The following is a 15,223-nucleotide window of genomic DNA, read 5'->3' as shown; positions in this document are numbered from 1 at the left end:
AATGAAAGTTTCAAGTGTCCCCGCATCTAACATGAAGGTGAAAATGAAAAAGAACAAAAGAACGCCGGAAAGCCTTTTACGAATGCAAAAACACAAGCTGCTATATCTGATGGTTTTACCCGGACTGGTGTACTTCATTATTTTTAAGTACTTCCCCATGGGGGGCTTGGTCATTGCGTTTCAGGATTATCAAGCCTTTCAGGGAATCACGGGTAGTCCGTGGGTAGGCATGAAGCATTTTATCCGTTTATTTACCGAGCCTACGTTTTTTATGCTGTTACGTAATACGCTCATTTTATTTGCACTAAACATTGTAATCTTTTTCCCATTACCTATCATTTTGGCATTGATGCTGAATGAGGTCAGGAAGCTGTTTTTTAAAAACATTATTCAAACCATCATCTACATCCCGCACTTTATGTCATGGGTTATTATCGTTTCGATTTCTTATGTATTTCTTACGGTGGACGGCGGGGTACTGAATGAAATGATTGCCGCACTGGGCGGTGAGAAAATCAGCTTCTTAACTTCTCCGGAGTGGCTGCGAACCGTCTATATGGGGCAAGTCATCTGGAAGGAACTAGGCTGGTCTACCATCATTTATTTATCCGCAATCACCGTGGTAGATACGCAACTGTACGAGGCAGCAGAGATGGATGGCGCAGGACGCTTGCGAAAAACATGGCATGTTACCTTACCTGCAATCCGCCCGGTTATTATTACACTGCTCATTTTGAAAATCGGCAGTACGCTGGATTTGGGCTTTGAGCATATGTATCTGCTATTGAACTCATTGAACCGTGAGGTTGCGGAAATCTTTGATACCTATATTTATACTGCGGGCTTAAAGAATGGACAACTAAGTTTCAGTACAACGGTAGGGCTTTTTAAAGGAGTCGTAGGGTTAATCCTGATTATGTTCTCCAATCGACTTGCTAAGAAATTTGGTGAAGACGGCGTTTACTAATGACGACGGGAAGGATGCAAAATGGTACGGTTTGTAGAAAACATGAACAAATGGTGCATGCGTCTGCTTCGGCTGGTTTACCTTAACCTGCTATGGACGGTTGCGACAATCCTGGGCTTGGGCTTTATAGGTGTGGGACCTGCAACCGTCGCTATGCTTAGTGTTTTACGGCAATGGATTCGGGGCAATGAGGATGTGCCCATTTTCTCGACGTTTGTACGTTACTTTAGAGAAAGCTTTAAAGAAGCAGCGATTATTGGCGGACTCTACAGCCTCATGGGCTATGTGCTTTACGTGGATATCGTCAATGTCTCGTCCTGGTATGTTCGTGTAGTGACGCTTATTGGAGCCTTTTTGTATCTGATCTCTTTGGCCTACATTTTTCCGCTGCTGGCTCACTATGATTGGAAAGGGATCAAACTGAAAATCAAAATGTCAATTGTGATTGGATTTTCGTATTTACAATATACGCTTGTTCTTTTTGTAGCCATTGTCGTGCTGTTTGCATTGATTTTAGGCTTGTACCCGGGAATTCTGACTTTTGCCGGGGCGAGTATCCTCGGCTATCTCGTGATGTGGATGACACATCAGGTATTCAGCAAAATAGAGCGAGAGGTTCTGGTAAAAGAGGAAGATATGGCATAAATATATAAACAGAAAAGGAGCAAACACGATGAAAAAAGGGATCACGATGAAAAAGGGAGTATCGGGCCTTCTTGCCGGACTTATGGTCATGAGTGTTTTTTTAGCTGCTTGCGGTGACAAGGGGGCAGAGGATCAGAGTAGCCAAACCTATGATCCGAAATCCAAACTGGAATTTACCTGGTTAAACGTATTGCATACAGCTTCGCCGCCTACTGAAACGATCAAAAGTAAAATCGAAGAATACACCAATTCCAAAATCACCTTTAACTGGGTGCCGGATGCTTCCAAAGAAGAGAGAATCACCACGGCACTAGCTTCGGGTGAATTGGCTGATATGGTGACGCTGACGATGATGACAAATTCTTCAGTGCGTAGTTCATTGAAATCAGGACTATTCTGGGATGTAGGAAAGTATTTAGATGATTATGAAAATTTAAAAAAGATCCCACCTGAAGTGCGGGAGGCTGCTTCCATTGAAGGGGTGCTGTATGGTGTTCCGTTCCAGAAGAATCTGGCTCGGGCGGGTCTGGTCATTCGTCAGGATTGGCTGGATCGCTTAGGTCTGAAGGTGCCAACGACACTGGATGAGCTGTATGAAGTTGCGAGAGCGTTTACAGAAGATGATCCAGATGGGAATGGCAAAAATGATACGACCGGGTTTGTTGACAGATCGGATCTGCGCTACAGCAGCTTCAAAACTTTAAGTTCCTACTTTGGTACGCCTAATGGCTGGAAAGTAGATGAAAGCGGAAAGTTTACGCCAGAGTTTGATACTCCTCAATATATGGAGACCTTAAAGTATTCCCAAAAACTATACAAAAACGGGTATCTCTCTAAAGACTTTGCGGTAACCGCCAAAACGGACCAGCAGCAACAATTTGCTCAAGGTAAAGCAGGAATTTATACAGGCATGATTGATATCTCTAATCTCAGAACCTTGTCCCAAGGCTTACAAAAAGGGTTGAAGCTGGTACCGGTTAACAAGATTTCAAATGGAGATGGCAAATACCACGTATGGTCTGAGGGAAGCGGGGTAGGTGGTTTGCTGGCATTTCCTAAATCCGAAGTAAAGACGGAAGCTGAATTGAAAAGACTGCTGCAATTTGTAGATGATTTAATTGACAAAGATGTATACATGTACATGACCGGTGGTATTGAAGGTACTCATTATAAAATCGAAAAAGACGGAGCCTTCAAAATTATGAATACAGATTTGTGGCAAGCGGATGTTCAGCCGTTTTCAAGCTCCAGACCAAGTGAAGTGACTTATAACTTAAAAGATGCCAATCCCGAAAAAGAGCTGGCTAATGAATTAGTCCGAGAAAATAATAAATTTGCTGTTCTGGACCCGACAGTGCCTCTGGATTCAGTCACGGCTAATGAGCAAGGAACCGAGCTGGAGAAAATCATTACCGACGCCTCCTTCAAATTTATTATGGGTGAGCTTGATGAAGCCGGATTTAAAGCAGCCGTAGAAAACTGGAAAAAATCCGGTGGGTCACGGATTACGGCTGAATATGAGGAGGCGTACAAGAAATCGAAAAAATAAGGATAGGTTTAGGTTGAACATCAGTGTACATGAATTGCCACTACACAGGCGGAGGTGCTTACCATCGCTGTCGACCGCTGACGCTTGTTCAGCACCATTCCGCCTACTCCGTTTTCCAGTGTATTTTCAAGTCAAGTCTATAAATCATTTTCGTATTCACAAAAAATGAAGACAGGAGAGGATGAAATGCAAGCATATAACATTGTAGATTATGGAGCCCCACAGGATGGTACGACGTTGGCCACGGAAGCGATTGCGAATGCAATTGAAGCGGCCAGCAATGCCGGGGGAGGAACGGTTGTTATTCCCTCAGGTACATATCAAACAGGGGCTATCTTTCTTAAAAGCAATATTGAACTGCATTTAAGCCCTGGTGCAATTTTGTCCTTCAGTACAAATCTGGCTGATTATCCTGTGGTGGAATCCAGATGGGAAGGCGTTCAGCGAGAAGTACATGCTTCGTGTATATACGGGCAGAACCTTGAGAACATTTCAGTTACAGGCAGCGGCACTCTGGATGGGAATGGTCAACCGTGGTGGGAAAAGCATCGAAACCATCCTGGGGAGCTACAGTATCCGAGACCGAAATTAATCAGCTTTGACCGTTGCCAGCGGGTCACTATTAAAGATGTCATGATGAAAAATTCCCCCAGCTGGACTGTCAATCCCATCGCTTGCTACAACGTGACGATTGACAATTTATCCATTCTTAACCCGGCGGACTCCCCGAATACCGATGGCATTAATCCTGAATCCTGTTCCAATGTTCGTATCAGCAACTGCAATATCGATGTGGGCGATGATTGTATTGCGATCAAAGCAGGCACCGAAGATACGCAGGAGCGGATTCCTTGCGAAAATATTACAATTACCAATTGTACGATGGTGCATGGACATGGTGGCGTCGTCTTAGGAAGCGAAATGAGCGGAGATATCCGTAATGTTACGATCAGCAATTGTGTGTTCAAGCAAACAGATCGGGGCATACGTTTGAAATCCAGACGGGGACGCGGCGGAATCATCGAGGATATTCGCGTTAGCAACATTGTGATGGAAGAGGTCATTTGTCCATTTGTTCTAAACCTGTATTATTTCTGCGGACCTCGGGGCAAGGACAAATATGTCTGGGACAAAAATCCCTATCCGGTTACCGATGAAACTCCGTGCTTTAGACGAATCCATTTTTCCGATATTACGGCACGTCAGGTTCATGCGGCTGCTGGGTTCCTATACGGACTTGCAGAGCAATACATTTCTGAAATTACATTTTCCAATATAGATATTTCCATGGCGAAAAATGCGATTCCCGGCCGTCCTGCCATGATGACAGGGATTGAGGATATGAATAACCGTGGCTTTTACCTAGGAAATGTGAAAGATATCCGTTTCCAGCAGGTGACGATTGAGAATCATGAAGGTCCTGCCTTCTACATTGAAAATGGGGAAGACGTTGAAATCAATCGTTGTCATTCCAAGAACACAGCCCAGCCAGAAAAGCTGATAGAACAAGTAACAGTGGAGCCTTCTAGTCAAAATATTTTGAATTAGAGAGGAACTGAGGGGAGGCAGGAACGTGGATAGGCTGCAAGTATTGTTAGGAGATCTTCCGGAAGATCGTCCTGTGACAGCAACTCTGCTGAACCAAGAGGAGCGGGAGGGATATCGACTGGAATGTCTCCTGCTGGATTTGAACGGAATTGAGCCTGTACCCGCTTATGTAGCCACCCCCTTACAAGGGAACGGTCCGTTTCCATTGGTCATTTTCAACCATTCTCATGGGGGCGATTATACGAACGGTCGCAAGGAATTGATCCAGAGCAGCTCTTATTTGCAGCAGCCCTCGTTTGCCACAACCCTGACAGACATGGGGTATTGCGTGTGCTGTATTGACATGTGGGGATTTAATGAACGCGGGGGGAAAACCGAGAGTGAACTGGTAAAGGAGATGCTCTGGCAGGGGCAGGTGCTGTGGGGCATGATGCTTTACGATAACCGTCGCTTATTGGATTATATGTGTCAGCGTGAGGACATTGATGCTTCCCGAATCGCAACGATCGGCATGTCGATGGGTGGCCTCATGGCTTGGTGGTTGGCTGCCCTGGATGATCGGGTACAGGTCACTGTTGATATTTGCGGACAGGTCGATGCCCATACGTTGATCGCCAAAAGAGGCTTGGATCATCATGGCTTCTATTCCTATGTCCCCGGGTTGTTAAAGCATTTTACGACCCTGGATATTCAAAAACGGATTGTCCCTCGTCCACGTATGAGCATAACAGGCCAAAATGATCGGATGTGTCCGATTGAAGGGGTCGAGCATTTGGCAAAAGGACTGCTGGAAGCTTACCGGGAAGTAGGTCACCCGGAGCATTGGCAGCCTGTGATTGCGGGCGGTGGACATATGGAGACGTTGGAAATGCGAACGGCGTGGCAGTCATTTTTAGCTGAGCACTTGTAAACCGAATGAAAGGATTGGGTAAACCATGCTGGTAGGGAAAGAATCCTTTTGTGATTTCCATACGATTCAGGAGGCGATTGCTGTATTGGAGCAATCGTCTTCCAACGAAATGGAAACGCTAACTATTTTATCGGGTACCTATGAGGAAGAGGTACGGATTTACCGTTCATATCTACATATCATAGGTATCGGGCAGGTCGACATTCGCATGCATCGGTATGCCAAGGAGCGGGATAAAGCAGGCGAGGAGATAGGGACCTTTGCGACACCCACTTTATTTTTGGGCGGCAGCCATCTGATCTTGGAAAATCTCACAATTTCCAACACGGCTGGACAGGGGGAAGCCATTGGGCAGGCCGTTGCCGTGTATGCTCATTGTGATAAAACTGTGTTTAGAAACTGTACCTTTAAGGGGCATCAGGATACGTTATTTACAGGTCCCCTGCCTCCGGCTCCGAAGGAGCGATTAAAGTTTGGCGGAATCCCTCTGAAAGAGCATCACGCGCATTATCGCCAGCTCTATCAGCATTGTTATATTGAGGGTACAGTAGACTTTATTTTTGGCGGGGCTACCGCTTATTTTGAGGATTGTGAAATTCGCAGTTTGCGCCATCATGAGAACGCAACGAGCTACGTCACAGCCGCCTCTACACCGCAAGGGCAAGCGTATGGCTATGTATTCAACCGTTGCTATTTAACCGCAGAGCCGGACATTACTCCGGTATTTTTGGGACGTCCGTGGCGTGAATATGCCAAGACGGTATTTGTCGATAGTAAAATGGGCGAGCATATTGATCCACGTGGCTGGGACAATTGGGATAATGCTGCGAATGAGAAAACCGTTTGTTATCAGGAATACGGTGTACCCGATGTTGCTTTGCTGCGCAGCCAGCGCGTTCCGTGGGCGGATTGTTTTGAAGCGGAAACAGAGGCTTGGGGTAAAGAGCAGGTGTTTGCTGGAATTGCATTTTGGAAGCAAGGAGAAGTGATGTCTCAATGATGATCCAAAATCCCATATTAAAAGGCTTTAATCCCGATCCGTGTATTACACACGCCCTGGATACTTACTATATTGTGGTGTCATCGTTTGAGTGGTTGCCTGGCGTACGGGTGTATCAATCCAAAGATTTGGCCCATTGGGAGCATTGTACGGATATTTTGACCGATCAGGTTGATTTAAGAGGAAACCCGAAAAATTGTAGCATTTGGGCGCCGCAGCTGAGTTACGCGGATAACCTTTTTTATCTGCTCTATACGGATGTGAAAAGCACCAAGCGTCCGTTCAAGGACGTTCATAATTTTGTGATGACGGCACCTACGATCCAGGGACCGTGGTCAGACCCGGTTTATCTTAACAGCAGTGGATTTGATCCGTCTTTATTTCACGACGAGGACGGATGCAAATGGCTGTTGAATGCGTTGTGGGATTACCGTATGTTGGAAAGCAATAAATCTTCGGGGATTGTCATGCAGGAATATGATAGCAAACAACAACGACTCATTGGCGAGCCTGTTAAAATTTTTGATTGTACTCCTTTGAAGAAAACAGAAGCGCCTCATATCTACAAACACAACGGATATTATTACCTTATTACAGCAGAGGGCGGAACGGGTACGGGACATGCGGTTACCGTAGCACGCTCGAAGCAGATAGCCGGGCCGTATGAAGTGGACCCGCATAACCCGATGCTTACGTCACGCGATCAGCCTCAGTTTCCTTTACAATGTGCAGGGCATGGCAGTCTTGTACATACGCCGGACGGCGAATGGTACATGGCGCATTTGTGTACACGTCCTGTGGAAGGGAAGTATGCCATTTTAGGGCGGGAAACAGCCTTGCAGCAGGTGTACTGGAATGATGAAGGCTGGCTGCGATTAACTGCTGGGGGCCATACACCTCAACTGGAGGTGCCTGCACCTAAAGGGACATGCTCAGTCAAGCAAGAGCAAGGCTATATATTTGAAGATGTTTTCGAGGGACCTGCTTTAGATAAAACGTGGAATACATTGCGTATACTGGCAGACGATAGCTGGTGTTCGCTAAGCCAGCGTCCCGGCTATCTTCGAATTCGGGCTGGAGAATCGATTCAAAGTCTGTTTCAGCATCACGTGCTTGCCATTCGGCAAACGGATCATCGTTTTCGGGTAGAAACAGCACTGGAGTATCAGCCTGCAAGCTATTTGCAAATGGCAGGGCTTTTGCTGTATCTCAATGAAGAGGATTATTTGTATGCATATGTTAGCTATGAAGAAGGGCTAGGAAAGGTGCTGCGCATGATGCGATGTGAAGCTAATTCATTTACGTTAATTCCGCAAGTGATTAAGCTTCAGGATGATCTTCCTGTACATTTGGCTGTAGAAGTCTATGCCGCCCACGCACAATTTTATTATGGAATCGGGGAGGAACCCACCTGGAAGCGACTTTTTAAAATGCAGGATATTAGCTTTTTATCCGGTGGATTTACCGGAAACTTTGTAGGTATTGCCGCCCATGATATGCAACAATTTCAAGGCAGCTACGCCGATTTCTCCCATTTCCTCTATCGTGGAAAAGATCATCTCTCCTCATAAAACAACCATATGAATATGATGATGTATAATTCACATGATCCCGAAATTCAACTTGTTAAAGTGCTTAGATTGTTAAAGCATCTCAATTCAAAGCGCCTTATTTGTTAAAGCCTCCTGTTTAAGCCTCCTGTTAAAGCACCTGGTCGGTGCTTTTTTTATTGCCTCTGAGTTTTACCTTTTCACGCTACCCCCTCGCAAAATCTCCAAAAATACGCTGGTCGCTTTGGTCTCAAATACCGCAGCAGGGGTCAGAAAAGAAAATTTTCTAATAACCGGAAGATTACGGATATCTAATATTTTTAATGTACCTAAAGTAAGTTCCTTCTGAATGACCCATCGGGACAGTAACGAAATCCCTAGGCCTGCTTCTACAGACTCCTTGATGATCTGCGTGCTGCCAAAATCCATCATATGAGAAGGGGAGAACTGAAATCGTCCAAACATCTTTTCAACTGCTTCCCGGGTTCCAGAGCCTTCTTCGCGCAGAATCCAGATGTCTTCTTGCAGCTCACTTAAATCCACTTGAGGTTTGTCAGCCAAACGGTGATTTGGTGGAGCGACGATATACATTTCATCATCAGCAAATGATTCAATATATAAATGATCATGCTGAAACTCCCCTTCAATAATCCCTACATCCAGTTGATTACGGATAACCATTCTTTCGATTTCTTGGGTGTTGCCAATCGTAATAGAAGGCTGAATGAGCGGATATTGTACTCTTATTTTGCCAATCACATGCGGCAGCACGTATTCGCCATACGTATAGCTTGCGCCAATTGACAGGTTCCCTTGTGCCGTATTCATCAGCTCGTCCACCAAATACTGCATTCGGGCGTTCAAGCGGATAATCTCCTGGGCATGGTGATACACAATTTCACCGGCTTTGGTTAAGCGCACATATTTGTTGCTTCGCTCCAAAAGCCGGGCTCCTACGGTACGCTCCAGGTTTTGAATATACTGGCTTACAGCAGGCTGAGTCATGTGCAATGTTTTAGCAGCTCGTGTGAAGTTTTGTTTGTCCGCGACCGTTACAAATACGATTAAAGATTGATCCAAAGCCCATTCCTCCAAACCGATCATATATTTTTACTTATCATAATTATTATAATGATTTATTTTTCTTATGGCAAAAAACGGATTAAGCTGGATACATACAGAATGGGAGGGAGTCACCATGAGTAGTCATACAAAATACATCAAATTATCATCAAACAGGGGGCGATGGACCTCATGTGTACTGGGCATTGTGCTAACGATGATATTCGCATTGGCAGGATACGCTCTGAACGAATTGCCAGGCTTTCATTATGTTGGCCCATTGGCATGCGCCATGTTTCTCGCTGTCCTGTACCGGCAGTTGTGCGGGTATCCTGAAGCTGTACGCCCAGGGGTTGAGTTTTCGGCTAAAAAATTGCTGCGAGGAGCTATTGTGCTTTATGGGCTAAAGCTTAATATGGATGTAGTCATTCATCAAGGCCTGGGTTTGCTTTTGCGTGATGTAGGTATTGTTGTATTTTCTATCTTGTTTACGATTGGGCTGGCCAAACGTTTCAAGGCAGATGCTTCGCTATCGCTTCTTCTGGGGATTGGGACAGGGGTTTGTGGTGCAGCAGCCATTGCGGCCGTGTCTCCCCTGCTGAAAGCCAAAGATGAGGATACGGCCATTGGAGTTGGATTAATCGCCTTGGTTGGCACGGTGTTTGCCATTTTATTTACAGTGCTTCGCCCCTGGATTCCTTTGACGGATATGCAATACGGAATTTGGTCGGGAAGCAGTCTGCATGAAATTGCACATGTGGCCTTAGCTGCGGCGCCTGCCGGACAGGATGCTCTTGCGATGGGCCTATTGGCTAAATTGGGGCGTGTCTTTTTACTAATACCGCTCAGCTTTATTTTAATGTACTGGATGAAACGCAGTGGGAAGCTTCGCCCAGATGCAAAAGTGGAGTTCCCGTGGTTCCTCATTGGCTTTATCGCTACAAGTATTTTGGGCAGTTATGTTTTGGGAAAATATATTGTAGTTCCTTCCAGACTGATGAACGAAATTTCCCAAGCTACTACATTTATGCTAACGATGGCTATGGTAGGCATGGGGCTGAATGTAAGCTTTAAGGCTTTGCGGGAGAAAGCGCTGCTTCCCTTACTGGTGCTGTCTATCACTTCGGTCATGCTTGTAGGTTTAACCTTTTTAACAGTGTAAATTAAGAGAAATAAACATTGTTTGTATGTGCTAAAAAAAGTCAGTAAAAACCCCAAAGAACTCTGCTTGCTGTATAAGGACTGACCCCATAGCTGGCAGAGTTTTTTTTGTACAGTGAATGAGTAAGTTTGAAATATGTGCTAAACTAATCGTAACTTCTACATATTGTTCGCGTCTATCAAAATAAAAGGTTTTGAGATCGTAGATTCCAAGATCATAGATTCCAAGACAACAAGCGAAAATTTAGAGAATGGTAGGGTACATATGAAGAACATTCGTTGGTTTGCTTTTTTGTTTTTATTTCTACTCGTATTTCCAGTAGAGAGTCACGCTGCATCTTCAAGCTCACATATCCAGTTGGACGGTAAAGACATCAGTGCTGCAAAGGGAGTTCAGGTCCAAGAAGTAAAAGGGAATGTGTTGGTCCCACTTCGTCTCATTGTGGAGGAGTTAGGTTATAAGGTCAATTGGGAGTCCAAGACAAGTACCGTAACGATACAGAATCAAAATAAGGATCAAAATCTCAGTCTTCAGGTCGACAATCCCATTGCCTCTGTTAACGGACACCAAATGGGATTAGCAGTAGCTCCATTGCTTACAGGAGGGACGACCTATGTTCCGATTCGCTTTGTATCTGAGCAGACGGGAATTAATGTGACCTGGAATAGTGAGCTTAAAACAGTGGTCCTGACTACTCCAGCAACCTTAAGCGGGAATAGCGAGTCTTCCCACGGAAATTCTGCCACTCAGACTGTCACTGATGTAGAAGAGAGTGCACGTGCAGCTATCAGCCAAATTAGCTTCACTAATCATCAATTAACCATTGCGGTGAATGGAAAAGTAAGCCCCAAAGTAGCTACGTTGACTCACGCAGACCGTATTGTTGTAGACATACCTGATTCAAAATTTTCTGAGGATTTTGTATCATCGCAATCTTTTGACAAAGGTGGACAAGGAGCTTTTCCAGTTACAGATGATCCTAATGTTTCACAAGTCAGATACTCTGCATTTAGTACAAATCCCGCTTCAGTACGTATTGTAGTAGATCTAAATAACAGTACACCCTATCATGTACTAAATGAAGACGACGGTAAGGTTGTCATAGCGTTAGATCAGAAATCAGATGAGGCAGTACCTACGGAGCCTGTTACAGCTATTTCGCCTACTGAACCTACCATTGCTTCCAACGGTCATGCTCAGGGAATTGACGTTTCCCACTATAATGGCAATATCGATTGGCAGCAAGTGGCGGCGGCAGGTAAGACTTTTGCCTTCATTAAAGCAACGGAAGGGACAAAATATCAAGATAATCAATTTTTAGTGAATGTTCAGGGAGCCAGAGATGCCAATATATTGGTTGGTGCTTATCACTTTTTGAACGCGACTACTACGGATGGGGCTCGTCAGGAAGCTGCTAATTTTGCCAGGGCTATAGATTCAGCAGGAGGAAGGCTGGATTTGCCTCCTGTGCTGGACTATGAAAATAACCCCAAGGGACTTACTTCAGCACAAATTAGTGAAGTGGCTCATGCCTTTTTGGATGAAATGGAGAAGCTTACCGGTCGTCAGCCGATCGTCTATACAGGCAATGTTTTTGCTTCCAAGTTTGACCCTACGTTTTCTATGTATAAACTGTGGGTAGCCAGATATAGCACTACACAAAAGCCGACTGCAGTTCCAGCCTGGAATAGCTGGTGGGCTTGGCAATACAGCAGCACAGGCAGTGTTCCGGGTATCAATGGCGCAGTGGATTTGGACGAATATAACGGAACGATCGATGAACTGCGCTCTTCACTGGCGGGAGAGCTAAATTAGCACGACACAACACGATAAATCCTCGCGAATCTGGATAGGATCTGCGAGGATTTTTGTTGTCTGATCTTTTAGCCGGGCATAATCCATACGATTTCGCAGATACGAACAAAAAATTTCTTTCCATATACATCTAAAATGACATGGTCGGGCTTACAATCCACTACGCATCCGTCAATTCTGCCACGTGTTGTCTCAAGCACAACGTACTTGCCGATCACCGATTTTAATGTTTCTACTACGTATGGATCTACAGAGTGTACAACCACACGGTGATGGGTAAAATGGTGGGGAAAAGGTTGATTGGTGCTATAACTGAGCGCTTGATTCGAATTCAATTGCTTCACTCCTTCAAGATTAGATGTGATATCTTATGCTCCTGCCCAGGAAGGGTGTAGGCTAATGTCTATCAACGGAAAGATTCATAACATTGCCAAAAAGCCCGGTCCATAGGAAAACTCGCTACATAAGCTATGGTGTACCTTGAAATGAAGGAGGAATTTATCCATGAGTGAATGTGAAAGAGGCGGCGGTCCAGGATACCCAGGAGTTTGGACATCAACAGGGGCAATTCTTGTACTGTTCATTCTGCTGGTCATCATCACCAAGTCTTTTTGGGTTTAAATTGAATTGAGTAGATTAAACCCCTCATCGGTATATACCGGTGAGGGGTTTAATCATTTTGAAAAATGAGTTTGATTGGCTTGTATGATAAAACACCTCAAATAGCAGCATACAAGCCCTAACATAATCTGGCCGGGCTGGGTAGCTGTCATATGAGGTGTATTGGCATGTGCAGGCTGGACATGACACGGATTAAGGATTAAATTAAAGCAATCGCGAGCAGGGTGAACAGGCTCAAAGTTAAGATTTGATCACCATATCCGTAAGGATAAAAGGCAGACGTTTGTACACGACCATTTCGTTCTGTTCTTAAGTACACGTTATTGCGATCGACATCCGTAATAGTTCCTTCGTACTGCTTTCCGTCTATGGTCAGAATACGCACCTTTTTGTTCATACATTTCAAGCAGTTGTAGTACGCGTCCATTCAATCACCCCCTCTTGTACATTCGCATTTTATGAGAATAAGGGTCTAATGGTAACGGCGAACATACAGGAAAGGGACATTCAATCGAACTTAGGGTCTGATCAGGGTTAAGCCTAGTCCTGATAGGGATTAAAGGAAAAACCGGGGTACCCGCTTGTATATGCGTAGCTTCTTTCAGGGGTGGCCTGATGATGTGTTGGAGTATCGGCAAGTCTTACATGTATGCCTGGTTTTCGAAGCGGCTGATGCTTGGAATCCTTGGGAGGGCCGATGAGGACGGGTTTTTTAATTGGGCTGAGCGTCTCTTGAATTTTATTCTCATTCAGACCGTACGTATGAGCCAGAATATTACTTGGCGTTAAGCGCAAGACGTCAGAGCCGAGAATGAATTCAGGGATGGGGGCATTAAAAATCGACAGTAAATGAGTGTTGTCCATCGTAGCAACAAGATAATGCCACCATCCTTGAGGGACGTTAGCCACCTGACCAGGTGTTATCGGGAAATGTCGTAACTCGCTGGTAAACGGATTAATCAGCGATACCGTTACTGCTCCAGAGATGCAGTATACCAATTCTGTAACATTTTGATGGTAATGGGGTTCTACCACGTTAGCCGTACTGAGACGGATGTCTAGCAGCGATACATTTACCAACGTATTCAGCTGCTTGATTGAAAGCTCGTTAATCGAGTTTTGAGCATCCTTTTGAAACAAAACATTGTCGCTTAAATCATAGGTAAATTGTACGGAGGGAGAGGCGTAATCCACATATCCATTCACGTGCCGTTTCCTGCCTTTCTGTTATTCCAATTTTGATAATCGTACGCTACCCTATGTATTCGCCTATGAATGTGTGCATGGACAGATTTGGGTTTTGGGCGAGCGGAAGACGAAAAATAGCGGAAAAAGTCACGTGTTCAAGTGTAGTCAGAACAGGGCTCATTGCTTCTATTACGAAATCAGTCCTTTAGAACTGGCCTTTATTGGCTGGTGCAGTCTTAGGACCAGAGCCGGATGATACGTAAATGTGGCTTATGGTATACTGCAACGGACGTGTGAAAGAAGCTTTGTCCGATACCACATGTAGCAACGCGTCTTTCCGCAGCTAGGCAATAAGCTATGGCAGAAGAAACAACATCGGATAAACGCCCCTGAGTTGTACAGGCCGGAATGGTTGTACCGGACAGAACATGAAAGAGGAGGTTGTCTGGAATATGAAAAAACTATCTATTTTAATCTTGTCCTGCGCATGTATGCTGGGTGCTGTCCTATCAGTCTTACCGGAGCAAGCACAAGCGCAATCATCAGCTTTGAGGAAAGGGATTCAGAGCGATCGAGTGCTGGAGCTTCAACAGCAACTGCATTCGCTCGGTTACTTCAAAGCCGGTTTTACCGGGTACTATGGTTCTCTGACCAGTAAAGCAGTAGCCCGTTTTCAACGAGACAATGGTCTGACGCCTGACGGTATAGCTGGAGCGGCAACACAAGCCAAGCTGGATTCCTTTGGAAAGGTGCGCTTAACCGCTTTGGAACAGTTGGCCCGGATCATTTATTCGGAGGCACGTGGAGAATCGTTTGAAGGACAGGTGGCTGTTGGCGCTGTCGTATTAAACCGTGTACAGTCTGGTGAATTTCCAAGCTCGATTCCGGACGTTATTTTGCAGCCGGGCCAGTTTACCGCTGTACAGGATGGTCAATACCTCCTCAAGCCAAACAAGACCGCATACCGTGCGGCACGACAAGCATTGAATGGTGCTGATCCGACGAATGTGTCCTTGTATTATTACAATCCGGCCATTGCTACAGCCAAATGGAGTAAAAGCCGTCCGGCTGTCATCTCGCTTGGTCGGCATACGTTTACAAATTAATTCAATATGGACCAATAACTTGTTAGCCGTCAGTTGCTCCTGTAGTTAGGAGCAGTGGCGGTTTTTTTTGTATATTCACAAATCTGTAATCTTTTAGTCG

The 15,223-nt window shown here is 45.1% G+C and carries 14 protein-coding genes; 10 read left to right on the top strand and 4 right to left on the bottom strand.

What is annotated here, in order from left to right; genetic code table 11:
- The first annotated feature begins 1 nt into the window (after position 1).
- From LCF57_RS17975 to LCF57_RS17945, 7 genes are all read left to right on the top strand, one after another.
- Complete coding sequence (locus tag LCF57_RS17975) at positions 2-967, top strand: sugar ABC transporter permease (protein ID WP_318840712.1); 966 nt, start codon at positions 2-4, stop codon at positions 965-967.
- Positions 968-988: 21 nt separating this feature from the next.
- Positions 989-1,612, top strand: a complete 624-nt coding sequence (locus LCF57_RS17970) for a YesL family protein (RefSeq protein ID WP_318840711.1) — start codon at positions 989-991, stop codon at positions 1,610-1,612.
- A 28-nt stretch (positions 1,613-1,640) separates the two neighbouring features.
- Positions 1,641-3,161, top strand: coding sequence for an extracellular solute-binding protein (locus LCF57_RS17965; protein ID WP_226001923.1), 1,521 nt, complete (start codon positions 1,641-1,643; stop codon positions 3,159-3,161).
- Between the two features lie 186 nt (positions 3,162-3,347).
- The gene (locus LCF57_RS17960) at positions 3,348-4,709 is read left to right on the top strand and encodes a glycoside hydrolase family 28 protein (RefSeq protein WP_226001922.1); all 1,362 of its coding nucleotides are present in this window, start codon (positions 3,348-3,350) and stop codon (positions 4,707-4,709) included.
- Between the two features lie 25 nt (positions 4,710-4,734).
- Positions 4,735-5,619 carry a dienelactone hydrolase family protein gene (locus tag LCF57_RS17955; protein ID WP_226001921.1) on the top strand — a complete coding sequence of 295 codons (885 nt, stop codon included), beginning with the start codon at positions 4,735-4,737 and terminating at the stop codon, positions 5,617-5,619.
- A 25-nt stretch (positions 5,620-5,644) separates the two neighbouring features.
- Positions 5,645-6,619, top strand: coding sequence for a pectinesterase family protein (locus LCF57_RS17950; protein WP_226001920.1), 975 nt, complete (start codon positions 5,645-5,647; stop codon positions 6,617-6,619).
- Positions 6,616-8,190 (top strand): glycoside hydrolase family 43 protein, encoded by a 1,575-nt coding sequence (locus tag LCF57_RS17945; protein ID WP_226001919.1) that lies wholly within the window; start codon positions 6,616-6,618, stop codon positions 8,188-8,190. Before LCF57_RS17950 ends, LCF57_RS17945 begins: the two co-directional genes overlap by 4 nt.
- Positions 8,191-8,361: 171 nt before the next feature.
- On the opposite strand, the gene LCF57_RS17940 is transcribed toward LCF57_RS17945, so the two are convergent.
- Positions 8,362-9,249: a LysR family transcriptional regulator gene (locus LCF57_RS17940; protein ID WP_226001918.1), complete on the bottom strand. Its 888-nt coding sequence runs from the start codon at positions 9,247-9,249 to the stop codon at positions 8,362-8,364.
- A gap of 118 nt (positions 9,250-9,367) precedes the next feature.
- Here LCF57_RS17940 and LCF57_RS17935 point away from each other — a divergent pair, with 118 nt between their 5' ends.
- Complete coding sequence (locus LCF57_RS17935) at positions 9,368-10,393, top strand: YeiH family protein (RefSeq protein WP_226001917.1); 1,026 nt, start codon at positions 9,368-9,370, stop codon at positions 10,391-10,393.
- Between the two features lie 264 nt (positions 10,394-10,657).
- Positions 10,658-12,208, top strand: coding sequence for a GH25 family lysozyme (locus LCF57_RS17930; RefSeq protein WP_226001916.1), 1,551 nt, complete (start codon positions 10,658-10,660; stop codon positions 12,206-12,208).
- Between the two features lie 68 nt (positions 12,209-12,276).
- Here LCF57_RS17930 and LCF57_RS17925 read toward each other — a convergent pair whose 3' ends face one another.
- The 3 genes from LCF57_RS17925 to LCF57_RS17915 all read right to left on the bottom strand — a co-directional run bounded on the left by LCF57_RS17925 (position 12,277) and on the right by LCF57_RS17915 (position 14,035).
- Positions 12,277-12,543, bottom strand: a complete 267-nt coding sequence (locus LCF57_RS17925; protein WP_226001915.1) for a YuzF family protein — start codon at positions 12,541-12,543, stop codon at positions 12,277-12,279.
- 485 nt (positions 12,544-13,028) lie between these two features.
- Complete coding sequence (locus LCF57_RS17920; RefSeq protein ID WP_025715604.1) at positions 13,029-13,256, bottom strand: hypothetical protein; 228 nt, start codon at positions 13,254-13,256, stop codon at positions 13,029-13,031.
- 113 nt (positions 13,257-13,369) lie between these two features.
- A complete protein-coding gene (locus LCF57_RS17915) occupies positions 13,370-14,035 on the bottom strand; it encodes a cupin domain-containing protein (protein ID WP_226001914.1) in 666 nt (221 codons plus the stop codon).
- 434 nt (positions 14,036-14,469) lie between these two features.
- Between LCF57_RS17915 and LCF57_RS17910 the strand changes: the two genes are divergently transcribed.
- A complete protein-coding gene (locus LCF57_RS17910) occupies positions 14,470-15,123 on the top strand; it encodes a cell wall hydrolase (protein WP_226001913.1) in 654 nt (217 codons plus the stop codon).
- The last annotated feature ends 100 nt before the right edge of the window (positions 15,124-15,223 follow it).

It is taken from the genome of Paenibacillus sp. BJ-4 (assembly GCF_020404765.1).
In the GTDB taxonomy this organism is placed as follows: Bacteria; Bacillota; Bacilli; order Paenibacillales; family Paenibacillaceae; genus Paenibacillus.
The sequence above is the reverse complement of the archived record's forward strand: the minus strand, read 5'-3'. Positions and strand labels throughout refer to the sequence as shown.